Here is a 24,103-nt window from a genome sequence, read left to right as displayed (position 1 = left end):
TAATTTCGCTCCGCAAATTAAAAGCAAGCTAATTGTGATCACTATCACCTGTGGAGGGAATATTTAGGGGTTTTTGCTAGCGAGATCATAAAACTTATTTTATCATTCAAAAGAATAAAACATTAGGAATAAAATTTGGCAAATTAAACGCCAAACTTTGTCATTACTGAACGTAACATTTAGGTAACTTGAGTGTACCGCTCAGTAAGCAGTTCTATTTTCACTTGCTTAAAAATTTCAACGAAAAAAGTTATTATTTTTTCGTACTATAAATTATAACCAAAGGATTCAGCTATGTATGCGCTAACAAATTGTAAAGTTTATACTGGTAACGACGTTCTTGTTGACCATTCTGTTATTATCAATGGAACAGAGATCGAAGCCGTTTGTCCAACAACAGAATTGCCTGAAGGTATCGAATTAAAAGATCTTGATGGTGCAATTTTAAGCCCAGGATTTATTGACCTTCAGCTTAATGGCTGCGGCGGTGTAATGCTGAATGATCAAATCACAGCAGAAACCATGCAAATCATGCACGAAGCAAATCTAAAATCAGGCTGTACAAGCTTCCTGCCAACATTAATCACATCATCTGATGAAGATATGCGCGCATCAATCGAAGCCGCTCGTGAATACCACAACAAATACCAAAACCAATCACTAGGTCTGCACCTTGAAGGTCCATACTTAAACGTGATGAAAAAAGGCATTCATAGTGTCGATCACATTCGTCCATCGGACACTGATATGATCCAATTAATGTGCGATAACGCAAATCTAATCGCAAAGGTTACCTTAGCTCCAGAGCAAAATGATCCAGAACACATTGAGCGCCTTCACAAAGCAGGCATCGTTGTTTCAATAGGCCATACTAACGCTACCTATGCTGAAGCTCGCCAAGGTTTTGAATCAGGAATTACTTTTGCAACACATTTATTCAATGCAATGACACCAATGGTAGGTCGTGAACCAGGTGTTGTGGGTGCTATTTATGATACTCCAGAAGTTTATGCTGGTATCATTGCTGATGGCTTCCATGTTGACTATGCAAACATCCGTATCGCACACAAAATAAAGAAAGAAAAGCTAGTATTAGTGACCGATGCCACAGCTCCTGCAGGTGCTGACATGGAATACTTTATTTTTGTTGGTAAGAAAGTATATTACAAGGATGGTAAATGTGTTGATGAAAATGGCACATTAGGCGGCTCAGCTCTGACTATGATTGAAGCAGTTCAGAATACAGTTGAGCACGTTGGAATCGCTTTAGATGAAGCTTTACGTATGGCAACGTTATACCCTGCTCAAGCAATTGGCGTGGATAATAAACTTGGCCGAATCAAAAAGAACATGGTTGCTAACCTTGCTATTTTTGATCGTGACTTCAATGTAAAAGCGACTGTTGTTAACGGACAATACGAGCAAAGTTAATATGACTGACGGACAAATTGGTAATGTAGATCTAGTAAAACAATTAAACAGTGCGGCTGTTTATCGTTTAATCGACCAAAAAGGCCCGATTTCTCGAATTCAAATCGCAGATGTTAGTCAACTTGCTCCGGCAAGTGTTACCAAAATAACCCGTCAATTATTAGAGCGCGGCTTAATTAAAGAGGTCGCGCAACAAGCATCAACCGGTGGTCGAAGAGCTATCTCCCTGACTACCGAAACAGACCCTTTTCATTCAATTGCTGTACGTTTAGGGCGAGACTATATTCAACTGAGTCTTTTTGATCTTTCAACAAAAGAATTAGCCAGTGAATATCAAGAATTTCATTATAGTAATCAAGAACATCTCTTAGATGGCTTAAATAAATTACTTCAAAATTTCATTACACAAAATCAAGATACAATTAAACAATTAATTGCTATCGGTATCACCCTTCCTGGCTTAGTAAACCCTGAAACTGGGGTTGTAGAATATATGCCAAATACCGATATAGATAAATTAGCATTAGCAGATTTCATTAGAGATACTTTCAATACTCAATGTTTTGTTGGTAATGATGTTCGTGGACTTGCTCTAGCCGAGCATTATTTTGGGGCATCACGAGATTGTTATGATTCTATTTTAGTCAGTGTTCATAGAGGTACTGGTGCTGGGATCATTGTTAATGGCAAAGTTTTCCTTGGTCATAACCGCAATGTTGGTGAAATTGGCCACATTCAAATAGACCCAATTGGTGATAAATGTCAGTGCGGTAATTTTGGTTGTTTAGAAACCGTAGCAGCAAACCCTGCAATTATCGCACGAATCAAATCTTTACTTGAGCAAGGTTATCCTTCAAGCCTTTCGCAGCTAGATAACATCACAATGGCAGATGTATGTCATGCGGCAAATCATGGTGATGAACTGGCAACACAAACTTTACTACGAGTGGGCAATCAGCTTGGTAAAGCAATAGCAATGACGATTAACTTATTTAATCCACAAAAAATTGTCATTTCCGGTGCGATTACACAATCAGATAAGATTCTTTTTGCTGCGATCCGTAATTGTATTAAAAACCAATCATTAACGGCTTTCCATAAAGATTTACCTATCGTAGCATCAGAGCTTCATGAACAACCAACCATTGGTGCTTTTTCAATGGTGAAGCGTGCAATGCTTAATGGCGTATTGTTACAAAAATTATTAGATGAATAATCATAAAAAATTTTTAACATGTTATTCTAGGGCTGCTTTTTGCGGCCCTTTTTTTTGACCACTTTTAGGAACAATAGTATATGGAGCTACTTTTTATCATTGCAGCATTTGTAATGGGGTTTATAGCATTAAAAATTAATTTACCTCCATTAGTTGGTTTTCTATTGGCTGGATTTGGATTACATGCACTTGGATTTCAATCTAATGATACGCTTTCAATTTTTGCAGATCTCGGCGTTACGCTTTTACTTTTTTCTATTGGATTAAAATTAGATATAAAAACCTTACTTGCCAAAGAAATCTGGTTAGGTGCAACGCTTCATAATGTTTTTTCTACCCTCTTTTTCACTTTTGCATTATTAGGCCTTAAACTTCTTGGCATCACAATGCTTGCTGATATCGGCACTGCACAGCTAGTTCTTTTTGGTTTTGCTCTCTCTTTCTCTAGCACTGTTTTTGCAGTTAAAGCTCTTCAAGAAAAAGGGGAGATGAACGCCACATATGGCACACTAGCCATTGGTATTCTTGTCATGCAAGATATCTTTGCGGTTGTATTTTTAACTGCATCAACAGGGAAAATCCCAGAGATAACTGCATTAACTCTATTTGCCCTTCCTCTACTTCGTCCACTATTTTTCAAATTATTAGATTGGGCAGGTCACGGCGAAATGTTGGTTCTTTATGGTATTTTCTTAGCACTTGTTGCTGGTGCCGGAACCTTTGAACTTGTTGGTATGAAGCCTGATCTAGGTGCTCTTATTTTAGGAATGTTACTGGCGGGACATTCGAAAGCCTCTGAGTTATCTAAATCTCTCTTTAATTTAAAAGAAATTTTACTTATCTGTTTCTTTCTAAATATCGGCTTATCTGCTGCCCCTACTATTTCAGGTTTAGGATTAGCGCTGATTTTGATCTTGCTACTTCCAGTTAAAGGACTTCTGTATTTTATTATCATCAATAAGTTCAAATTTAGGGTACGGACCTCACTTCTCGCTTCTCTTACATTATTTAATTACAGTGAGTTTGGACTTATCGTGGGTGGCCTTGCCTTTAAAATGGGATGGTTGCCTGGAGATACATTAGTGGCCATTGCCATTGCTGTATCCATTTCATTCATTATCTCAGCACCATTAAATAACTTTGGTCATTCTATTTATCAACGATCTCGTCATTGGCTAAAAGAACATACCGCTGAACGATTAAATCCGATGGATAAATTAATCAATCCAGGACGAGCTCAAATTTTGATTTTAGGGATGGGTCGTATCGGTAGTGGCGCTTATGATGAGCTCAAAGAGAAGTATGGCGATATTATTTTAGGTATTGAACTTCGTGAAGAATCAGCAAGACATCACCAGAACTTAGGCCGAAATGTTATTTCTGGCGATGCAACCGACCCTGATTTTTGGGAGCGTATTCTTTCAACATCTCACGTGAAGTTAGTGCTGCTAGCAATGCCAAATCATCAAGGTAATCAATTTGCTTTAGAGCAATTACAATCACGTAATTACCAAGGTCAAACAGCAGCTATTGCAGCTTATAATGACCAAATAGATGGTTTAATTGAACAAGGTGTTGATGCCGCATTTAATATTTACCATGAAGCCGGTAGTGGTTTTGCTCGACATGTAACTGAACAGCTCAAACCTGAATTTAACCAACAGAAAAGCTACATGAAGTATTAAGCTGACAGATAGTATTATTTAAAATTAATTTACCCACAACATGCAGGTTAATGTCATTTTAACGTTAATCTGCATATCTCCTCTTAACCTCTCCTATATATCGAACAAAAAAACGCTCACACCTAACGATTCCATACCAAAATGGTATAAATATTAAATATTATCTATTCAGGTTGTCTATTTGTGATTTTATTTGTATTTCTGGGTTGATTTTTTTAGTGATGATGGCAAATTGTATTCAAGACAATAATTTATGATAAAAATTAAGAAGAGATAGAGGGAACTTATGTGCTCAATTTTTGGAATACTAGATATAAAGACTGATCCAGCGCCGCTTCGTACAAGCGCACTTGAAATGTCAAAGAAACTTCGTCATCGCGGTCCTGACTGGTCTGGTATTTACTCATCAGATAAAGCAATTTTAGCACATGAGCGTCTTGCTATTGTTGGTTTAAATAGCGGGGCTCAACCTATTTACAGCGAAGATAAAAAACACATTTTAGCCGTTAATGGTGAGATCTATAACCATAAAGAATTACGCGAAAAGTATGCCGACGATTACGCCTTCCAAACAGACTCTGATTGTGAAGTTATTCTGGCACTATACCGTGAAAAAGGTGTCGAACTTTTAGAAGACTTAAACGGTATTTTTGCCTTTATTCTTTATGATGAAGAAAAAGATGAATATTTAATTGGCCGTGACCATATAGGTATCATTCCTATGTATCATGGATATGATGAGCATGGGAACTATTATGTGGCATCAGAAATGAAAGCCTTAGTCTCTGTCTGTAAATCAATTAGTGAATTCCCTCCAGGGCACTTCTACTCTTCAAAAGATGCTGAACCTACACGTTATTATGTACGTGATTGGATGGATTATGATGCGGTTAAAGATAATCCAACAAGTAAAGAAGACCTTAAACAAGCTCTAGAGGATGCCGTTAAGCGCCAATTAATGACTGACGTTCCTTATGGTGTTCTTTTATCTGGTGGTTTGGATTCATCTATTACTTCAGCTGTTGCGAAAAAATTTGCAGCGATGCGTATTGAAGATAACGAGAAATCTGAAGCTTGGTGGCCACAATTGCATTCCTTTGCCGTTGGTCTAGAAGGCGCTCCTGATTTAAAAGCAGCTCGTGAGGTTGCTGATAAATTAGGTACAGTACACCATGAAATGACGTATACAATCCAAGAAGGTTTAGATGCGATTCGTGATGTTATTTATCATATCGAAACTTACGATGTAACCACTATCCGAGCTTCAACACCTATGTTCCTTATGGGGCGAAAAATTAAAGCCATGGGTATTAAAATGGTACTTTCTGGTGAAGGAGCTGATGAAATCTTCGGTGGTTACTTGTATTTCCATAAGGCTCCCAACAAAAAAGAATTCCACGAAGAAACTGTTCGTAAATTGCTTGCTTTAAATATGTTTGATTGTGCTCGTGCAAACAAATCTCTTGCAGCTTGGGGGGTAGAAGGTAGAGTGCCTTTCTTAGATAAAGAATTTATTGATATCGCTATGCGCTTAAATCCACAAGATAAAATGTGTGGTAATGGTAAAATGGAAAAACACATTCTTCGTGAGTGTTTTGAAGATTATCTTCCTGAGTCGATTGCTTGGAGACAAAAAGAGCAGTTCTCTGATGGTGTAGGTTATAGCTGGATTGATACATTACGTGAAACCGCTGAAGCTAAAGTGACTGATCAGCAAATGGAGTCAGCTAAGTTCCGCTTTCCATACAATACTCCTACGACAAAAGAAGGTTATGCGTATCGCGAGATATTTGAAGAGCTATTCCCTCTGGAAGATGCAGCAAAATGTGTCCCTGGAGGCCCATCAGTAGCTTGCTCATCAGCAAAAGCAATTGAATGGGATGAGTCATTCCAAAATTGTGTTGACCCATCAGGTCGTGCAGTGCAAGCCGTTCATAATGAAGCTTATAGCTAATCCTTGCATCTGAACTAAAAAAGGCGCCTTTATAAATGGGCGCTTTTTAAATTAAAAATCCATATTTGTATTATCTACTTTAATCTCAACTTTCTTATTAATTAACGTAATCAGTAAGATAGAACGTTTCTCTCCATCAGGTTCTTTATATATAGCGTCAGCCCCCATAAAAGGACCATCACAAATACCTACCGATTGCCCAACTTTGGGTAATTCATCAACCGTTATATTCTTTGGTTTTTCAGCACTTTTAAGTGAATAGATAAGATCGCCTTGTAGAACTTTAGGCTTAGCACCAAACCGAATAAAATCACTCACACCTCGTGTCGAACGAACGGTTGTAAATGAAGGTCCTTGCTCAAAATCAAATCGAACAAACATATAACAAGGAAATAGAGGCTCTATAATAAGCTTTTTCTTTCCTCTTACCATTTTTTCTACTTCTATTTCAGGGTAATAGCACTCTACCTGTTGATTTTCAAGATGTTGCTTTGCTCTCTGTTGCTCTCCGCGCTTGCAGTAGAGTAAATACCATTCTTTCATTGTCTTTATACCTAGCTAACCTACTGTAAAGCATATCACGCAACTCAGTTCAAAAAAATATATAGCGAGTACATCGCAGCTAAAACCTTCGTTTTAAATGTTAAATACAAAAAAAACCGCCAAAGAAGTTTAAAAAACCAAAATAAACAAAAATATAGACATATTAAACCAAATTAAACCACCAAATCAGAATTAGATCTCTAAATGAGCTTAAAATCCAGCACCCAAAGATGTAATAGAATATTTTTGTTTCTAAATATTTCAACGAGTTAATATGTTAACTAAATCACATAAATTTGTACGATGTTGCAGTCGTAACCATCGAAGCGTATAAATTTAACTATATAAGAAGAATAAAATTTCATTATAAAAAGAGAGCACTATGCCAAACAACAAATTAATCATGGGACACCCTAAAGGATTGTTCTTACTTTTTGGAACCGAGTTATGGGAGCGATTCTCTTATTATGCAATGAGAGCCATTCTAGTTCTGTATTTAACAGATAGAACAATTAACGGTGGTTTAGGCTGGACAGTTAAAGACGCATTAAGCCTTTATGGTACCTATACTGCATTAATGTATATCACTCCTCTTATCGGTGGCTGGTTAGCTGATAACCATCTAGGCCAGCGTAAATCATTGCTGATTGGTGGATTTTTAATGGTCATTGGTCAATTCACCCTTGCATTACCACACGATATTCTTCCATTTTCAGTTGAATCCTTATTCTATACAGGCTTAGCTTTCTTAATTGCGGGTAATGGCTTATTTAAACCGAATGTATCAACTATGGTTGGTGATTTATATGAAAATGGAGATAACCGTCGTGATGGCGCGTTTACCATTTTTTATATGGGCATTAACTTAGGCTCATTACTTGCTGGTGTTGTATCAGGTTCGGTTACAGGCTTATGGGGCTGGAAAGCTGGCTTTGCTGCTGCTGGTATCGGTATGATTATAAGCTTAATCATCCAATCTCTATTTGCTCAACGCTTTTTAGGTGAGATTGGTGTTCGCCCTGCTGCTCACATTGCAAAAGAAAAAGCCGAAGCAAAAGGAACGTCTCCAACCGCATTAAGTAAAATCGAAATCGACCGCTTAAAAGTAATCATGGTAATGGGTTTATTTGTTATTGTGTTTTGGGCAGGCTTTGAACAAGCAGGTGGCCTAATGAATATATATTCTCAACAATATACAGACAGAATGATTGGTTCTTTTGAAGTGCCTGCGGCATGGTTTCAATCACTTAATCCATTTTTCATCATCACATTTGCTCCACTTATTGCTATCTTATGGGTTAAATTAGGTCCTAAAGAACCAAGCTCACCAATTAAGTTTGCTTTAGCGTTATTTTTTCTAGCTATTGGTTTTCTTTGCATGGTTGGCGCAGTTATGGAACAAGGCGGTGATCTGACAGTTAAAACATCTATGTATTGGCTAGTCGGTGCATACTTCTTTCATACTTTAGGTGAATTATGCTTATCCCCAATTGGCTTATCATTAGTGACTAAACTTGCACCATTGCGTTTAGCATCACTCATGATGGGAACATGGTTTGGTTTTAATGCTATTTCTAACTATATTGCTGGTGTTGTTGGCTCACACGTTGAAAGCCTTGGAGCATTAGATATCTTCGCTGGTATCGCTATTGCTTCTACTATTTCAGGTGTATTACTGCTAATAATCTCAGGAACACTTATTCGCTGGATGCATGGTGCTGAAAAAGCACACTGATACCAATTTTTGTATAAACAAGAATGATCACGCATTTATGTAGATTGGAATAATTTCTTATTACATTAAAAATAAAGGCGACCTTAAATTATTAAGGTCGCCTTTTTACTTTATTATTACAGTATGATTCGATTTCGATTCTTTTCTACTAATTTATCGCCTATCCCTTTCACCTTAGATAAATCATCTACCGTAACAAACTTCCCATTTGATTTTCTATAATCAACAATAGCTTGAGCTTTTGAATCTCCAATGCCTATTAATAGCGTTTTAAGCTCCTCTGCTTCAGCCTCGTTGATATTAATGACGACATCTATCCCTTCATGCTTACCTGAGTCTTTGACTTCAGCAAGGGCAGCTCCGCTTGAAAATAAAATAATAGCGAGAAAGAAAGAATTGATTAAAGAGATTATACGTTTCATTGATATTCCTTTTATTAATTAAATGATCGATATCAGATACTTCAGAAATTCGACTTCCATCTGTCATCACAAAAAGAATAAATAATATCAATAGTAAATCCCATTAAAGGGTTGCAAAAACACGACGGGCCCCATTAAGGGGCCCGTCTGTTTTATTTATCAATTACAAATAAATTGATTACTGCTCTAATAATGGATAACTGATATCAGAGTTAGCTTTTAAGGTATCTAATGTTGCCGTTAAATCTTGCTGAGTTTGAGTTCTTAATAAACGTGCCGCTACTTGCTCAATCATCGCATCATTACCCAACTCTAATACACCATCCAAAGCAACAATGACATGATTACCTTGACGATCCATGACTTGCGCATAGGTTGATGTGCCTTGCTCAGGTTTCTGCAAACGATATACATCATTTGCTAATTCATCCGCTCGAGTGATCATTCTTGCTTCAGTGAAATTTAATTCATTATCAGCTAAGTAATTTGTTTCACCTTTATTAAGAGCAGCAATCACACCTTGAGCAAGCTCTAATGCTTTTTGTTCACCTTTTGATTGTGATAAACGAGCTACAACGTTTTGTTGCACGTCTTCTAAAGGCAAGACGGCTTCATCACGAACGTCCTCAACTCGAACAACAATAATATGTTCAGGTGCAATTTCAATCACATCAGAATTCAGACCATCTTCTTTCACTTCAGCACTGTAGATTGCTTGTAACACCGCTTGGCTTGCTAAGGCTTCTGGTGCATCAACCTGAGAGAAGAAATCAGTTGTTATAATTTTCGCATTTACCGCTTCAGCAGCATCATCTAAAGAATCCGGAGATTCAAATGCCTTCTCTGCTAGCTCTGTTTGTAAGCTATAGAATGCATCTGCTGCATGCTCATCAACAAGGAAAGCTTTGATTTCTGCACTTACTTCTGCCAGAGGTTTTGTTGTTGGTTTTTCAACACCATTCAATTGAATAATGTGATAACCAAATGCAGATTTAACCACGCCTGAGTGATCGCCAATATTAACTAATTGGAAAGCGGCATCTTCAAATTCAGGATCGATAACACCACGTTCAATCCAACCTAAAGAACCACCTTCTTTTGCTGTCGGGATATCTTGAGATACATCTTTAGCAACAGCTGAAAAATCTTCACCCGCATCTAAACGAGCAAGAACCGCTTCAGCATCTGCTTCATCACCGTTAATTAGAATGTGGCTAACTTCACGTTTCTCTTGCGTAGAATACTTATCTTGATTTGCTTGATAATACTCTTTAACTTCATCATCAGAAATTGGAGCTTGGTCTTTTAATGACGCGCCAGATAACTCAATGTAAGCAACTTTAACTTGTTCTGGTCGAACAAATTTTTCTTTATTAGCATTATAAAATTCTTTAACTTCTTCTTCTGATACCGCTGCTTTTTGAGCAAATTCAGCCGTATTCAAAGTAATCGTTCTGATTTCACGTTGTTGAGTTTCTAATGCATTTTGTGCATTAACTTCACTTGGCAACGTAAACTCTGTTGACTCTAAAGCTAAAATTAGTTGATTACGAACTAGGTCTTGACGTAAATATTCTGCAAAACTATCAGAGCTAAAACCTGCACGACGAAGTGCTATGTTATAAATCTCTTCATCAAACTTGCCGTCTTTTTGAAATTGAGGCATTGAAAGGATCGCTTGACGAATTTGTTCATCACTAACACGTAAACCTAGATCTTGAGCTTGGTTATCTAGTAATGCATCATTAACCATACGATCTAATACTGATTTACGGAATTGTTCAACATAAGCAGGATCACCTAGCAGAGTTGAGAAGTAGTCACCCAACTGTGATTGCATACGGTTACGCTCATTTTGATAAACTTGTTCAAACTCGTTTCGAGTAATTTCTCGTTCACCAACCTTCGCTGCTATTGGTTGACTACCACCGACTAAATAACTACCTACACCTGCAAATACAAATGAGAAAATAATTAGACCGAGAATGATCTTAACTGCAAGGCCTGTTGAACCTTCGCGAATTCGATCCATCATAATATGTCTTAACTCCTAATCACTGAGCGGAATACTCTATTCCTAAGAAAGTGTTTCAATTTCTATTGATAGTGAAAATAAAAAATAGTTCAATAAAAGAAAAATTTAACAATAAAAAAGCGCATCATTGGATGCGCCTATGACTCAATCTCTAGTCTACTAGCGTTACGCTAGCTTGTGTAGAGTTTTATCTTTATTTCGATTAGTTACACGCATCTTTCAGTGCTTTACCCGCTTTAAATGCAGGTACTTTTGCAGCAGAAATCTCAATTGCTTCGCCAGTTTTAGGGTTACGGCCTGTACGCGCTGCACGCTCACGAACAAGAAACGAACCAAAGCCAACAAGCGTTACTTGCTCGCCACTTTTTAGTGTCTCTGTTACTGTTTCAACTAAAGCGTCTAAAGCGCGACCAGCCGCAGCTTTTGAGATGTCAGCATTATCAGCAATTTGATCTACTAATTGAGATTTATTCACGGTATTCCCCTTTAAATTATTCATTCAATGATTAATGAACGAGTCCATATTTAGATATTTGATGAGTGAATTAATCTTTCACACAATTAGGCTTAACTTAGCTATATCAATATAAGCTGACAAGTCATTTCGGCTCGTCAGCCCTGTTATATCAACGTTTTTTGCTACACATCACTATTTAGAGACTTCGACACTAAAACCTTGAGGATCATTTTTAAGTGCGATGGCTAATACTTCATCAATCCACTTGACTGGATGCACAGAAAGATCAGCAATTACATTTGCTGGGATCTCTTCTAAATCACGTGCATTATCCTTTGGAATAATGACAGTTTTAATACCACCACGATGCGCTGCAAGCAATTTTTCTTTCAAACCACCAATCGGCAGAACTTCACCACGTAATGTAATTTCACCTGTCATCGCAACATCAGAACGAACCGGGTTACCTGTTAAGCTTGAAACAAGAGCGGTGCACATGCCAATACCAGCACTTGGACCATCTTTTGGTGTTGCACCTTCAGGCACATGAACATGGATATCACGTTTCTCGTAGAAATCAGGATTAATACCTAGTTTTTCAGCACGAGTTCGTACTACTGTCATTGCTGCTTGGATAGACTCTTTCATTACATCGCCAAGTGAACCTGTGTAAGTTAACTTGCCTTTGCCAATCATAGATTCTGCTTCAATTGTCAGTAAATCACCGCCAACTTCAGTCCATGCTAAACCAACGACTTGACCGATACGATCTTCATCATCGGCTTTACCATAATCACAACGTTGAACACCTAAGAAATCTTTTAAATTTTCCTGATTAATCGTTACTTTCTTAATCGTTTTATCTAATAAGATTTGTTTTACCGCTTTACGGCACAATTTAGAAATTTCACGTTCTAAACTACGCACACCAGCTTCACGTGTGTAATAACGGATAATGCCCATTATTGCTGAATCGTCAATTTCAATTTCATTTGCTTTTAAGCCATTACGCTTAATTTGCTTGTTCAATAGATGACTTTTCGCAATATTCAATTTCTCGTCTTCTGTATAACCAGACAGGCGAATTACTTCCATACGATCCAATAATGGACCAGGAATATTCATTGAATTAGACGTTGCAACAAACATGACATCAGATAAATCGTAATCCACTTCTAAGTAGTGATCACTGAATGCGCTATTTTGCTCCGGATCAAGCACTTCTAATAAAGCAGAAGCAGGATCACCACGCATATCAGATGACATCTTATCGATTTCATCCAATAGGAAAAGTGGGTTCTTTACTTCAACTTTAGACAGTTTTTGGATTAGTTTACCTGGTAATGAACCAATATACGTACGGCGGTGACCACGAATTTCGGCTTCATCGCGAACACCACCTAAAGCCATACGTGTGTATTTACGACCCGTCGCTTTAGCAATAGATTGACCAAGTGACGTTTTACCAACACCAGGAGGACCGACTAAACATAAAATTGGTCCTTTAAGTTTCGTCACTCGGCTTTGTACTGCTAAATATTCAAGAATACGCTCTTTAACACGCTCTAAACCATAATGGTCTGCATTTAAGATTTCTTCTGCTTTCGCTAAATCTTTTTTCACTTTTGAGCGTTTAAACCAAGGCACGCCAACCATACAATCGATGTAGCTACGAACCACGGTTGCTTCAGCAGACATTGGAGACATCATCTTCAACTTTTGAAGCTCTTGTTCTGCTTTTTCTTGAGCTTCTTTTGGCATTTTGGCATCTACAATTTTTTGTTGTAGAGCTTCAAATTCATCAGGAGCATCATCCAAATCACCAAGTTCTTTTTGAATTGCTTTCATTTGCTCATTCAAATAGTACTCGCGTTGGCTTTTTTCCATCTGCTTTTTAACACGACCACGGATACGTTTTTCGATTTGTAATAAATCGATTTCCGATTCCATCATGCTCATTAAAAACTCTAAACGAGCGATAACATCAGTAAGCTCTAACACTTCCTGCTTATCAACCAATTTTAGTGGCATATGAGCGGCAATCGTATCAGCAAGACGCGCTGCATCTTCAATCCCATTAAGCGAAGTTAATACTTCAGGTGGGATTTTTTTGTTTAATTTGATAAAGCCTTCAAATTGATTAATTGCAGAGCGCATAATCACTTCTTGCTCGGCGTCATCAATAATTGGAGTCAGCAAAAACTCAGCATCTGCTGTAAAGAAATCAGCCTCTAAAAACTGATGAATTTTGGCACGTTGTTGACCTTCAACTAATACTTTAACTGTGCCATCAGGCAATTTTAATAATTGTAAAATTGTCGCAATTGTACCAACACCGTGTAAATCATCTAATTGTGGCTCTTCTTTAGCTGCTTCTTTTTGTGCCACAAGTAGGACTTGTTTATTCTGCTCCATTGCCGCTTCTAGACAACGAATCGATTTTTCACGGCCCACAAACAGTGGAATTACCATATGCGGATACACCACTACATCACGTAATGGTAGAACTGGTATCTCAATGCGCTCGGAACGCTCCAGGTTCATATTCTTCTCTCTTTCCGTCAGTATCTATAGAAATAATATGGGGGCAAGTCGCTAAGAATCAACATTATTTTCAATTAAAAATAAAAAAGGAGGCTAATGCCTCCTTTTTGTCTATTTATTAGCTAAATACGCTATTCTGCAGATATTGCTTTTGATTCTGTATTTTCAAACATTAATAGCGGTTCTGATTCGCCATTAATTACAGATTCGTCGATAACTACTTTAGAAACGCCTTCTTTTGATGGCAATTCATACATAGTATCCAATAATACTGCTTCTAAGATTGAACGAAGACCACGAGCACCTGTTTTACGATCCATTGCTTTTTTCGCAATCGCTTTTAATGCGTCTTCACGGAATTCAAGTTCTGCGCCTTCTAAATCAAATAATGCACCATATTGCTTAGTTAATGCATTTTTAGGTTGGCTTAGTATTTGAACTAAAGCTTCTTCATCTAGCTCAGTCAGAGTTGTAGTTACTGGTAAACGACCAATAAATTCAGGGATCAGACCAAACTTAACAAGATCTTCTGGTTCAATTTGCTTAAATAAATCACCAATAGTTGCTTTATCATCTTTTGAACGAACTTCAGCAGCAAAGCCAATGCCCGTACCAGTAGCAACACGTTGCTCAATCACTTTATCTAAGCCAGCAAATGCACCACCACAGATAAACAAGATTTTAGAAGTATCTACTTGTAAAAACTCTTGCTGTGGATGCTTTCGGCCACCTTGAGGTGGTACTGATGCAATAGTACCTTCAATCAATTTCAATAGTGCTTGCTGAACACCTTCACCAGATACATCTCGTGTAATTGATGGGTTTTCAGACTTACGAGAAATTTTGTCAATTTCATCGATATATACTATGCCACGCTCTGCTTTTGCAGGGTCGTAATCGCATTTTTGTAGTAGCTTTTGAATGATGTTTTCAACATCTTCACCTACATAACCCGCTTCTGTTAATGTGGTTGCATCCGCCATTGTAAACGGTACATCCAAGAAACGCGCTAGAGTCTCAGCAAGCAGTGTTTTACCACTACCTGTTGGTCCGATAAGAAGGATATTACTTTTACCAAGCTCTACGCCATCTTTTGTAGTGTCGCCATTACGTAAACGCTTGTAGTGATTATATACGGCAACCGCTAGTACTTTTTTCGCATGCTCTTGACCAATAACATAGTCATCTAAATGCGCACGAATATTTTGCGGTGTCGGTAATGCTTCACTACTCTCTTTTGGAGACAGAGTATTATCTTTTAGCTCTTCGCGAATAATGTCGTTACATAAATCAACGCACTCATCACAAACATAAACAGAAGGACCTGCAATTAGTTTACGAACTTCATGCTGGCTTTTTCCGCAAAAAGAGCAATATAGTAACTTTCCACTATTTTCGTCTTTACGCTTGTCTGTCATTTGCTAACCTCTTAAACGTTGCCTTTATGCTGTAAGTTTATACTAACTTACCTTCTTTGCTGTAAACGTTACTGCTTTTTTATTAATTAGTCACGCTTATTTAACACAGCATCTACAAGACCGTATTTCACTGCATCATCTGCTGCCATGAAATTATCACGATCTGTATCTTTTTCGATCACTTCTAAAGGCTGACCTGTATGCTCTGCAAGCAATGTATTCAACTTCTTCTTAATCGTTAAGATTTCTTGAGCATGAATTTGAATATCTGATGCTTGGCCTTGGAAGCCGCCAAGTGGTTGGTGAATCATCACACGAGAGTTAGGCAGAACATAACGTTTGCCTGGTGCGCCACCTGCAAGTAAGAAAGCGCCCATAGAACATGCTTGACCCATACATACTGTGCTCACATTTGGCTTAATAAACTGCATTGTGTCGTAAATTGACATACCAGCAGTCACAGAGCCACCTGGAGAGTTAATGTATAGGAAGATATCCTTATCTGGGTTTTCAGACTCAAGGAAAAGCAACTGAGCCACAACTAAGTTGGCCATGTGATCTTCAACTTGACCTGTTAAAAAGATAACACGCTCTTTTAACAGACGGGAATAAATATCATACGAACGCTCACCACGTGAAGTTTGCTCAACAACCATAGGAACAAGTGCATCCATAATAGAAGGCATTGCATTGTTTTCTTGATAGCTCATAACCGTATCCCTTATAAAATAAATGGTCCGAATGACGCTTCATTCGGACCATTATTAGCAGATCTTGTGAAACTAAGTCAACTAACTACTTAATTAAATTAGAAATTAAGCAGGTTGTTGATTCATTAGTTCGTTAAAGCCAACTTCTTTTTCAGAAACTTGTGCTTTAGCAAGGATTGCATCGATAGCTTGTTCTTCTAGAGCAACATTACGCATGTTGTTCATCATTTGCTCATTACCTTCGTAGTAAGCAACAACTTCTGTTGGATCTTCGTATGCAGAAGCCATTTCGTTGATAAGCGCTTTTACTTTCTCATCATCAGCTTTTAGTTCTTCAGACTTGATAACTTCACCAAGAAGAAGACCAACAACTACGCGACGTTTAGCTTGTTCTTCGAACAATTCACGTGGAAGCTCAGGAGCTGTGTCAGCGTTGCCGCCAAAACGTTGAACTGCTTGTTGACGTAGTACTTCAACTTCTTGATCAATAAGAGCAGAAGGAACGTCGATGTTGTTTTGCTCAACTAAACCGTTGATAGCTTGTTCTTTGATCTTGTTTTTAACAGCTTGAGCTAATTCACGCTCCATGTTCTTACGAACTTCAGCTTTAAGACCTTCAACGCCACCTTCAGCGCCAAACTTAGCAACGAATTCGTCATTCAGTTCAGGAAGCTCACGAGCTTCAACTTTAACTACAGTGATAGCGAATTGTGCCGCTTTACCTTTTAGGTTTTCTGCGTGGTAGTCTTCTGGGAAGTTAACGTCAATAGTTACTTCTTCGCCAGCTTTCTTACCTTTGATACCATCTTCAAAACCAGGGATCATACGACCTTGGCCCATTTCTAGAGGGAAGTTATCTGCTTTACCGCCTTCAAATTCTTCACCATCGATAGAACCAACGAAGTTGATTGTAGCGCGAGTACCGTCTTCAGCAGCAACGTCAGCATCAGCCCAAGTAGACTGTTGCTTACGTAGTGTTTCTAGCATTTCTGCTACGTCTTCGTCTTTAACTTCAACTTGTGGTTTTTCAACAACAACTTTGTCTAGGCCTTGAAGTGTTACTTCTGGGTAGATTTCAAATGTTGCAGTGAATACTAAATCTTGACCTTCAGCAAATTCTACTGGTGCGAATGTTGGAGCGCCAGCTGGGTTGATTTTGTCTTTAATGATCGCTTCAATGAAGTGACGTTGCATAACTTCACCCATTTTGTCGTTACGAACTGCACTACCGTACATTTTAGCAACCATCTTCATTGGCACTTTACCTTTACGGAAGCCATCAAAGCGACGATTTTTAGCGATATTAAGAAGCTCAGCATTTACAGCGTCTTCAATGTTTGCCGCTGGTACAGTAATAGTTAGAACGCGCTCTAGGCCTTCTTTAGTTTCAACAGTAACTTGCATGTTTATATAAACCTCAAAATCGACTCAGGTTCTCTGAGTTTGCGACAAAAAATACGTGTCGCATCCTTGCGTTACAGGTCTAATAAAATAGAAACCGTAACCCCTATGATTCGTGATACCAATTGGGTATCTTCTTTTATCTGCTTAATATGAATAATAAGTAGATCGCGTACTTTAATTAAATAAAATACGGCATTTAGCCAAGTGGCAAAATAAGACGCGATATTGTAGCGATCTGACCCATCTATGTCGAGACTCACTACACACGTTGATAATCTTTAATAAGAAATTGGGCAATTGGTTAGTTTTTTCAACCCTTTTAACTGCTTTTTTTATTAAAAAAATTCATTTTTATGCTGAAATCTTACTTTTTACAATATCTGCCATCATTTCAATATGTAATTCATCATCATTTAAACATGGAATAAAGGTGTATTTTTGACCACCAGCCTCCATAAATATCTCTTTACACTCTTCTGAAAGCTCTTCTAAGGTTTCTAAGCAATCAGACGAAAATGCAGGACTAATGATGTCTAATGATTTAATTCCTTTTGGAGTAAGTTCAGTTAACATCTCTGAAGTATAAGGTTGCAACCACGCTTCTCGCCCAAAACGAGATTGATAGCTCATGCCTATTTGTTCAGATGTTAATCCTAATTCTTGAGCAAGCAATTCTGTCGTTCGTTCACAATGTTTTGCATAAATATCGCCATTATCAACAAAACGCTGTGGGATCCCATGATACGAACATAATACATAATCACCTTTACCCTTCTTCTCCCATGAAAGACGGATAGATTCAGCAAGGGCTTTAATATAGAGAGGGTGATCATGATAATTATGAACAAGTGAGAAGTCGGGTAACACCGATGTGGTTTTATATTGCTTAGCAATTTGATCAAACACGGCTGCTGAGGTAGTACGGGAATATTGAGGATACAGGGGTAAAATGACTATTTCATCACATCCTTGAGCCTCTAAACGCTCAATCCCTGATTTAATGCTTGGTTCTCCATAAGTCATACCTAGCTCAACTGGCACATTTAAAAATGAATGCAATGCTGCCGCTTGACGTTTTGAATAGACCATTAACGGTGAACCTTCGTCCATCCAAACACTTTCATATAACTTCGCCACTTTAGGCGCTCTTATAGGTAGGATGACACCATGGAGTAATGGACACCAAAGAAAGCGATTCATATCAACAACACGTTTATCATGTAAAAATTCAGATAAAAAGGTTTTTACTGCTGATGTGGTTGGTGCGGTTGGCGTACCTAAATTCACTAATAGCACCCCTGCTTTTTTATTATTCACAGTTATTATCCATTATTGTCTATAAAAAAAGGCGACCGATAAGGTCGCCTTCAATATAACAATAAATTACTGACTACGTAAGATTACGCTAGTGCTTTTTCGATCTCAGCGCTAACTTCAGCAACTAACTTAGTACCATCAAATTTAAGGTACTGAGTTTTACCTGCTTCCGCTTCTTTATTGTAGTAAGCGATAAGTGGCGCAGTTTGCTCATGGTAGATACCTAGGCGAGCAAGTACTGTTTCAGGTTTATCATCTTCACGAATAACAAGAGGTTCACCAGTTACATCATCTTGACCTTCAACTTGAGGCGGGTTAAATGTAACGTGATAAGTACGACCAGAAGGTAAGTGAGCACGACGGCCAGACATACGCTCAACGATTACTTCGTCAGCAACATCAAACTCAAGAACGTAATCGATAGATACACCGTTCTCTTTTAAACCATCCGCTTGAGGAATTGTACGAGGGAAACCATCTAGTAGGAAACCTTTAGCGCAATCTTCTTGAGCAATACGCTCTTTAACAAGACCAAGGATGATCTCATCAGATACAAGTTGACCAGCATCAATTACAGATTTAGCTTGTTTGCCTAGCTCAGTACCCGCTTTAATAGCAGCACGTAGCATGTCACCTGTAGAGATTTGTGGAATACCATATTTATCCATGATGAACTGAGCTTGAGTACCTTTACCCGCACCAGGTGCACCTAAAAGGATGATACGCATTGTTTTCCCCTTAAAAAATAATCTTGGAATTTATACCAAACCTTACAAGTAAAAATGACAACTACTTATAAACTTAGGTATAAGTTTTATTTCTAAAAATAAGTCGTGAAAGATACACGGAACTGATAAAGCTATCAAGTTTGCGATGAAAAAAGCAAAAATAACCGCTTAATAGAGTCTATTTCGTAACAATAAAAAAACAATGAGACCTTAGTGTAAAATACATAGGTCTCATTGCGGTTATCTAGATTACGGTATTATCTATTATTTAGATAATAATTGATTCATCGCACTTAAAAATTGCGATGGATCATCTAAAGAACCACGTTCAGCTAACATTGCTTGACCAAGCAGCATTTCAACCCAACGACCGAATGCTTCTTCATCTGCTTCATCTGCCATTTGCTTGATAAGAGCATGCTCTGGGTTAATTTCAAAAATGTACTTCACTTCAGGAGCAGCTTGACCAGCGGCTTCTAGAAGTTTTGCCATTTGTGTTCCCATTTCAAAATCATCAGTTACAACAACAGCTGGTGTCGTTGCTAGTTTAAAGGTTGTACGAACCTCTTTCACTCGGTCACCCAAGTATGATTTAGTACGCTCAACAACTGATTTGAACTCTTCTTCTGTTTCTTTTTGCTTTTCTTTTTCCGCTTCATCTTCAAACTTGCTTAAATCTAAGCCTGCTTTTGTGATTGATTGGAATTGCTTACCATCGAATTCAGTTAAGTAGCTCATCAGCCACTCATCGATACGGTCATACATTAGAACAACTTCAATGCCTTTTGCTTTAAATTGCTCTAGGTGCGGACTGTTCTTCGCCGCAGCATAGCTGTCTGCCGTTAGATAGAAGATCTTATCTTGTTCTTCTTTCATACGTTCAATATACCCAGCTAAGCTCATCGATTGCTCTGAACTGTCTTTATCCGTGGTAGCAAAACGCAATAAACCGGCAATTTTATCTTTATTCGCAAAATCTTCAGCCAAGCCTTCTTTTAGTACTTGTCCAAATTCTTTCCAGAAAGTTTGATATTTTTCATCATCTTTCTTCGCTGTTTTCTCAAGCATACTTAGCACACGTTTAGTACACGCGCTACGTAATGACTGAGTCACTTTATTATCTTGAAGAATTTCACGAGATACGTTTAACGGAAGATCATTTGAGTCAATCAAACCTTTAACAAAACGTAGGTAACTCGGCATAAATTGTTCAGCGTCATCCATAATAAATACACGTTGAACATACAGCTTCAAGCCACTTTTATGATCACGGTTCATCATATCAAACGGTGCTTTGGCTGGAATATATAGAAGGCTCGTGTAATCGTTCTTACCTTCTACTTTATTATGGCTCCAAGTCAGTGGATCGGCAAAGTCATGAGATACGTGCTTATAAAACTCTTGATACTCAGCATCTTCAATCTCTGATTTACTGCGAGTCCAAAGCGCTTGAGCCTTGTTTACTTGCTCCCACTTTCCTTCTTTATCTTTGCCTTCTTCGTCTTTTTCTACAGACCAAAGGGAAACAGGAATACCGATGTGATCAGAGTATTTGCCAATCACTTCTTTTAGGCGCCACTCACTTAAGAACTCTTTACCTTCTTCACGCATATGAAGAATAATATCCGTACCGCGCGTTTCTTTAGTAATATCTTCAATTGTATAGTCACCCTCACCTTCAGAGTGCCATTGAACAGCTTGGTCTTTCGCTACACCCGCTTCACGTGTGCGAACTGTTACTGCGTCTGCAACAATGAACGCAGAATAGAAACCAACACCAAACTGACCAATCAATTGAGAGTCTTTACTTTGGTCATCTGATAGTTTTGAAAAGAAATCAGCAGTGCCTGATTTAGCAATCGTACCTAAATGCTCAATCACATCTGCACGGCTCATACCAATACCATTATCAGAAATGGTTAAGGTGTTTGCAGCCTCGTTAAAAGATAATTTAACACCAAGGTCGGCATTACCTTCATAAAGGTCACCATTTGATAGTGCTTTGAAACGCAATTTGTCTGATGCGTCTGAGGCGTTTGAGATTAATTCACGTAAAAAGATCTCTTTATTAGAATATAAAGAGTGGATCATAAGATGAAGCAGTTGCTTAACTTCTGACTGAAAGCCGCGTGTTTCTTTGTTATTAATTGTTTGTTCGCTCATCTAAAACTCCGAAAATAACAGAATATATTTAACTTATTAATTGAAATAAGGACATCTATACCTCAATTCAAGGTAAAGCAATGTAAAAAACACTGTTTTTTTGCTTTTTTTATACTATAAAATGCGTAATGATAAGTTTTGACATAAAATAGACATTCTAAAAATGATACTTGGATATCATTAATAAGAATCACCATTACTGAGTTAACAACCAATGAATATAGAAAATAACAAAATTATTATTGGCAACCGGTTTCTGTTCGATCCTAACGATAATAGCCTTATTGATACATTAAATGACGATGAGATTATTCGAATTGGAGGGAATGAAAGTCGTGTTTTAAGCCTACTTATTCAAGAACAAGGGAAGGTTGTTAGTCGTCATGAGTTACATGAGTATGTATGGCGAGATCAAGGATTTGAAGTCGATGATTCTAGTTTAACACAAGCTATTTCGACGCTACGAAAAATGCTACAAGACCCGACTAAACTACCTGTTTATGTAAAAACAGTGCCTAAGCGTGGTTATCAATTTATTTCAACTGCTGTACATCAGATTAGCGATGATATGCAAGAAAATGCAGATGCAAATAATGATTCTTTAACGGATATCGATAACCCAACGATCGAGCATCAAGAAGAATCACCTCAAGAGCTCACGGCTAATAGCTCCGCTAAAGAGCAAACTATAAATTCCGTAGCAAAAGAAAATATCACCACTAATCAGCAACAAGCTCACTTATCGTTACTTGGTACACTAACTCTGATTATCGCTTTTATTTTACCTATCATTGCTTATGTGAATCACACTCCAAAATCAGATGCATTTATACAAGTAGCAAAATATGACGACGTGCCTATTTTTGTTCCGGTTAACCACCCTAATATCGATAAATGGCAACCTCTAATTGAGCAATGTACTGTCTTTTATAATTCAAACCATGTTGATACGCTAAAACCAATAGAAGTTATTGCGACGAGTGGCCAACCAAATCAAATCACACTGAATTATATTCATAATGAAGAACACAGCGATCAAAGTATTAGTGTCCGATTATTGATTGATCAAAAAGAGGTAGATAAAGTATGTGGTTAAATAGCGAGCAACTTCCAATAGCAAAACGCTTTTTCCCCGTCGCTCTTCTTCTAATATCAATGTTAGGCAGTGGGTGGTTTTATTGGGAAAGCGACAGTAAAGTCGAACAACTATTAACATCTAAAGAATGGCAAAGTATGAGTACCGTTCGTATTGATACTGATTATGATGACATGGGCCCTTTAAAACGCGCAGATATTAAATCTAATGTTGTCTATCTGCCAAATAAGACTTATTCAAAATCATCTACACTGACACTTTTTAGTGGCCAATCTGAGAATGTCCTCCCATTAACGATTAATGTTATGGAAACGGGGAACTGGGATTACAGCGGAGATTACTTATTAATTGACCCTACTGAATTTAAGGACGTTACCGCCAATGATAATAAAGATTTTTCTGGCTCACAGAAAAAACTAATCATGCGCGTATTCAGAATGGATGCTCAACAAAGTAAACGTGTTGATGTGGTTAATGATAAAACATTATTACTGACCAGCTTAAATTATGGTTCAGGTATTCTATTTTCTCATTAAAATAGCTTTCGTTAACTGAACATCACAACAAAAATCCGAGATGGCAATCATCTCGGATTTTATTCTCTAATCAATAGTCTTCTTCCTACCCAATAATTGATTACTATTTAAGAACAATTGAATTCAATTCATTCCCATCAAAATCAAAAACTGACAAACGACTATTATCAAGTAAACCATAACTCGGTTTTCCGCCTTCGTTACGAGGAAAAGTTGTTGAGCCCGGATTAAAAATAATCTGTTCCCCCTGCCATTCCGCTACCGTAATATGCGTATGTCCATGAGCGATGATATCTCCCTTCTTTAATAAAGGGCGTTTGTCGGTATTATAAATATGGCCATGTGTTAAAAATAATTTCTGCCCCGTAGGCAGCAACACTATATTGTAATCAGCCATAATAGGAAAAGATAACAGCATTTGATCGACTTCACTGTCACAATTTCCTCTCACGGCGATGATAGACTCTGCGTATTGATTTAATAACTCAGCAACAGCGATTGGATCATGACCTTCAGGGATCGGGTTTCTTGGCCCAAAATTAATCAGGTCACCAAGAAGAATTAAATGATCCGCTTTAGAAGCAGTAAACGTATCAATCATACGTTGAGTCGCAGTCAATGAACCGTGTAAATCAGAGGCAAAAAATAATTTCACAAGAATCCTTACAATATTTAAGAGCCATTTCAAAGCTCAAGTATAAAGTAAAAT

The 24,103-nt window shown here is 37.8% G+C and carries 20 protein-coding genes; 7 read left to right on the top strand and 13 right to left on the bottom strand.

The features are described from left to right. Window positions 1-294: 294 nt before the first annotated feature. From nagA to asnB, 4 genes are all read left to right on the top strand, one after another. The gene (gene nagA / locus PVK71_RS08155; RefSeq protein WP_274417925.1) at window positions 295-1,431 is read left to right on the top strand and encodes an N-acetylglucosamine-6-phosphate deacetylase; all 1,137 of its coding nucleotides are present in this window, start codon (window positions 295-297) and stop codon (window positions 1,429-1,431) included. 1 nt (window position 1,432) lies between these two features. Continuing rightward, window positions 1,433-2,647: a DNA-binding transcriptional regulator NagC gene (nagC, locus tag PVK71_RS08150; RefSeq protein WP_274417924.1), complete on the top strand. Its 1,215-nt coding sequence runs from the start codon at window positions 1,433-1,435 to the stop codon at window positions 2,645-2,647. A gap of 80 nt (window positions 2,648-2,727) precedes the next feature. Then, entirely contained in the window at window positions 2,728-4,332 is a 1,605-nt protein-coding gene (locus PVK71_RS08145; protein WP_274417923.1) for a cation:proton antiporter family protein, read from the top strand. 286 nt (window positions 4,333-4,618) lie between these two features. Next, complete coding sequence (asnB, locus tag PVK71_RS08140; RefSeq protein ID WP_274417922.1) at window positions 4,619-6,286, top strand: asparagine synthase B; 1,668 nt, start codon at window positions 4,619-4,621, stop codon at window positions 6,284-6,286. Window positions 6,287-6,337: 51 nt separating this feature from the next. Here asnB and rfaH read toward each other — a convergent pair whose 3' ends face one another. Continuing rightward, window positions 6,338-6,829, bottom strand: a complete 492-nt coding sequence (gene rfaH / locus PVK71_RS08135) for a transcription/translation regulatory transformer protein RfaH (protein ID WP_274417920.1) — start codon at window positions 6,827-6,829, stop codon at window positions 6,338-6,340. A 382-nt stretch (window positions 6,830-7,211) separates the two neighbouring features. Between rfaH and PVK71_RS08130 the strand changes: the two genes are divergently transcribed. After that, window positions 7,212-8,564: a peptide MFS transporter gene (locus PVK71_RS08130; protein WP_274417919.1), complete on the top strand. Its 1,353-nt coding sequence runs from the start codon at window positions 7,212-7,214 to the stop codon at window positions 8,562-8,564. Between the two features lie 116 nt (window positions 8,565-8,680). Here the strand turns inward: PVK71_RS08130 and PVK71_RS08125 are convergent, their stop codons facing one another. The 11 genes from PVK71_RS08125 to htpG form a co-directional block, all read right to left on the bottom strand. Continuing rightward, window positions 8,681-8,986: a ComEA family DNA-binding protein gene (locus tag PVK71_RS08125; RefSeq protein ID WP_130043105.1), complete on the bottom strand. Its 306-nt coding sequence runs from the start codon at window positions 8,984-8,986 to the stop codon at window positions 8,681-8,683. Between the two features lie 178 nt (window positions 8,987-9,164). Further along, window positions 9,165-11,021 carry a peptidylprolyl isomerase gene (gene ppiD, locus PVK71_RS08120; protein WP_274417918.1) on the bottom strand — a complete coding sequence of 619 codons (1,857 nt, stop codon included), beginning with the start codon at window positions 11,019-11,021 and terminating at the stop codon, window positions 9,165-9,167. A 202-nt stretch (window positions 11,022-11,223) separates the two neighbouring features. Further along, entirely contained in the window at window positions 11,224-11,496 is a 273-nt protein-coding gene (locus tag PVK71_RS08115) for an HU family DNA-binding protein (RefSeq protein ID WP_165366788.1), read from the bottom strand. 174 nt (window positions 11,497-11,670) lie between these two features. Next, window positions 11,671-14,022 carry an endopeptidase La gene (lon, locus tag PVK71_RS08110; RefSeq protein WP_130043102.1) on the bottom strand — a complete coding sequence of 784 codons (2,352 nt, stop codon included), beginning with the start codon at window positions 14,020-14,022 and terminating at the stop codon, window positions 11,671-11,673. Window positions 14,023-14,153: 131 nt separating this feature from the next. Beyond that, complete coding sequence (gene clpX, locus PVK71_RS08105) at window positions 14,154-15,440, bottom strand: ATP-dependent protease ATP-binding subunit ClpX (RefSeq protein ID WP_130043101.1); 1,287 nt, start codon at window positions 15,438-15,440, stop codon at window positions 14,154-14,156. An 86-nt stretch (window positions 15,441-15,526) separates the two neighbouring features. Continuing rightward, window positions 15,527-16,150, bottom strand: coding sequence for an ATP-dependent Clp endopeptidase proteolytic subunit ClpP (clpP, locus tag PVK71_RS08100; RefSeq protein ID WP_012549607.1), 624 nt, complete (start codon window positions 16,148-16,150; stop codon window positions 15,527-15,529). 105 nt (window positions 16,151-16,255) lie between these two features. After that, entirely contained in the window at window positions 16,256-17,554 is a 1,299-nt protein-coding gene (gene tig, locus PVK71_RS08095; protein WP_130048082.1) for a trigger factor, read from the bottom strand. Between the two features lie 71 nt (window positions 17,555-17,625). Continuing rightward, window positions 17,626-17,814: a hypothetical protein gene (locus PVK71_RS08090; protein ID WP_130048083.1), complete on the bottom strand. Its 189-nt coding sequence runs from the start codon at window positions 17,812-17,814 to the stop codon at window positions 17,626-17,628. A 91-nt stretch (window positions 17,815-17,905) separates the two neighbouring features. Continuing rightward, window positions 17,906-18,871 (bottom strand): ferrochelatase, encoded by a 966-nt coding sequence (gene hemH / locus PVK71_RS08085; protein ID WP_151655608.1) that lies wholly within the window; start codon window positions 18,869-18,871, stop codon window positions 17,906-17,908. Window positions 18,872-18,954: 83 nt separating this feature from the next. Continuing rightward, window positions 18,955-19,599, bottom strand: coding sequence for an adenylate kinase (gene adk, locus PVK71_RS08080; RefSeq protein ID WP_130043098.1), 645 nt, complete (start codon window positions 19,597-19,599; stop codon window positions 18,955-18,957). A gap of 264 nt (window positions 19,600-19,863) precedes the next feature. Continuing rightward, entirely contained in the window at window positions 19,864-21,762 is a 1,899-nt protein-coding gene (gene htpG / locus PVK71_RS08075) for a molecular chaperone HtpG (RefSeq protein ID WP_274417915.1), read from the bottom strand. A gap of 214 nt (window positions 21,763-21,976) precedes the next feature. On the opposite strand from htpG, the gene PVK71_RS08070 reads away from it, so the two are divergent. Both PVK71_RS08070 and PVK71_RS08065 read left to right on the top strand, forming a co-directional pair. Continuing rightward, on the top strand, window positions 21,977-22,858 hold the full coding sequence (locus PVK71_RS08070; RefSeq protein ID WP_274417914.1) for a winged helix-turn-helix domain-containing protein: 882 nt from the start codon (window positions 21,977-21,979) through the stop codon (window positions 22,856-22,858). Then, on the top strand, window positions 22,849-23,394 hold the full coding sequence (locus tag PVK71_RS08065; protein ID WP_130043095.1) for a regulatory protein ToxS: 546 nt from the start codon (window positions 22,849-22,851) through the stop codon (window positions 23,392-23,394). The genes PVK71_RS08070 and PVK71_RS08065 overlap by 10 nt, the downstream gene beginning before the upstream one ends. 103 nt (window positions 23,395-23,497) lie before the next feature. On the opposite strand, the gene yfcE is transcribed toward PVK71_RS08065, so the two are convergent. Then, window positions 23,498-24,049, bottom strand: a complete 552-nt coding sequence (gene yfcE, locus PVK71_RS08060) for a phosphodiesterase (RefSeq protein WP_274417912.1) — start codon at window positions 24,047-24,049, stop codon at window positions 23,498-23,500. Window positions 24,050-24,103 lie beyond the last annotated feature (54 nt).

The sequence above is a fragment of the Aliivibrio sp. S4MY1 genome (genome assembly GCF_028765545.1).
In the GTDB taxonomy this organism is placed as follows: Bacteria; Pseudomonadota; Gammaproteobacteria; order Enterobacterales; family Vibrionaceae; genus Aliivibrio.
The sequence above is the reverse complement of the archived record's forward strand: the minus strand, read 5'-3'. Positions and strand labels throughout refer to the sequence as shown.

Excerpts from the sequence above, each read along its gene's own strand:
- nagA (WP_274417925.1), top strand. The coding sequence starts at position 295 with ATGTATGCGCTAACAAATTGTAAAGTTTATACTGGTAACGACGTTCTT.
- nagC (WP_274417924.1), top strand. The coding sequence starts at position 1,433 with ATGACTGACGGACAAATTGGTAATGTAGATCTAGTAAAACAATTAAAC.
- PVK71_RS08145 (WP_274417923.1), top strand. The coding sequence starts at position 2,728 with ATGGAGCTACTTTTTATCATTGCAGCATTTGTAATGGGGTTTATAGCA.
- asnB (WP_274417922.1), top strand. The coding sequence starts at position 4,619 with ATGTGCTCAATTTTTGGAATACTAGATATAAAGACTGATCCAGCGCCG.
- rfaH (WP_274417920.1), bottom strand. The coding sequence starts at position 6,829 with ATGAAAGAATGGTATTTACTCTACTGCAAGCGCGGAGAGCAACAGAGA.
- PVK71_RS08130 (WP_274417919.1), top strand. The coding sequence starts at position 7,212 with ATGCCAAACAACAAATTAATCATGGGACACCCTAAAGGATTGTTCTTA.
- PVK71_RS08125 (WP_130043105.1), bottom strand. The coding sequence starts at position 8,986 with ATGAAACGTATAATCTCTTTAATCAATTCTTTCTTTCTCGCTATTATT.
- ppiD (WP_274417918.1), bottom strand. The coding sequence starts at position 11,021 with ATGATGGATCGAATTCGCGAAGGTTCAACAGGCCTTGCAGTTAAGATC.
- lon (WP_130043102.1), bottom strand. The coding sequence starts at position 14,022 with ATGAACCTGGAGCGTTCCGAGCGCATTGAGATACCAGTTCTACCATTA.
- clpX (WP_130043101.1), bottom strand. The coding sequence starts at position 15,440 with ATGACAGACAAGCGTAAAGACGAAAATAGTGGAAAGTTACTATATTGC.
- clpP (WP_012549607.1), bottom strand. The coding sequence starts at position 16,150 with ATGAGCTATCAAGAAAACAATGCAATGCCTTCTATTATGGATGCACTT.
- tig (WP_130048082.1), bottom strand. The coding sequence starts at position 17,554 with ATGCAAGTTACTGTTGAAACTAAAGAAGGCCTAGAGCGCGTTCTAACT.
- adk (WP_130043098.1), bottom strand. The coding sequence starts at position 19,599 with ATGCGTATCATCCTTTTAGGTGCACCTGGTGCGGGTAAAGGTACTCAA.
- htpG (WP_274417915.1), bottom strand. The coding sequence starts at position 21,762 with ATGAGCGAACAAACAATTAATAACAAAGAAACACGCGGCTTTCAGTCA.
- PVK71_RS08070 (WP_274417914.1), top strand. The coding sequence starts at position 21,977 with ATGAATATAGAAAATAACAAAATTATTATTGGCAACCGGTTTCTGTTC.
- PVK71_RS08065 (WP_130043095.1), top strand. The coding sequence starts at position 22,849 with ATGTGGTTAAATAGCGAGCAACTTCCAATAGCAAAACGCTTTTTCCCC.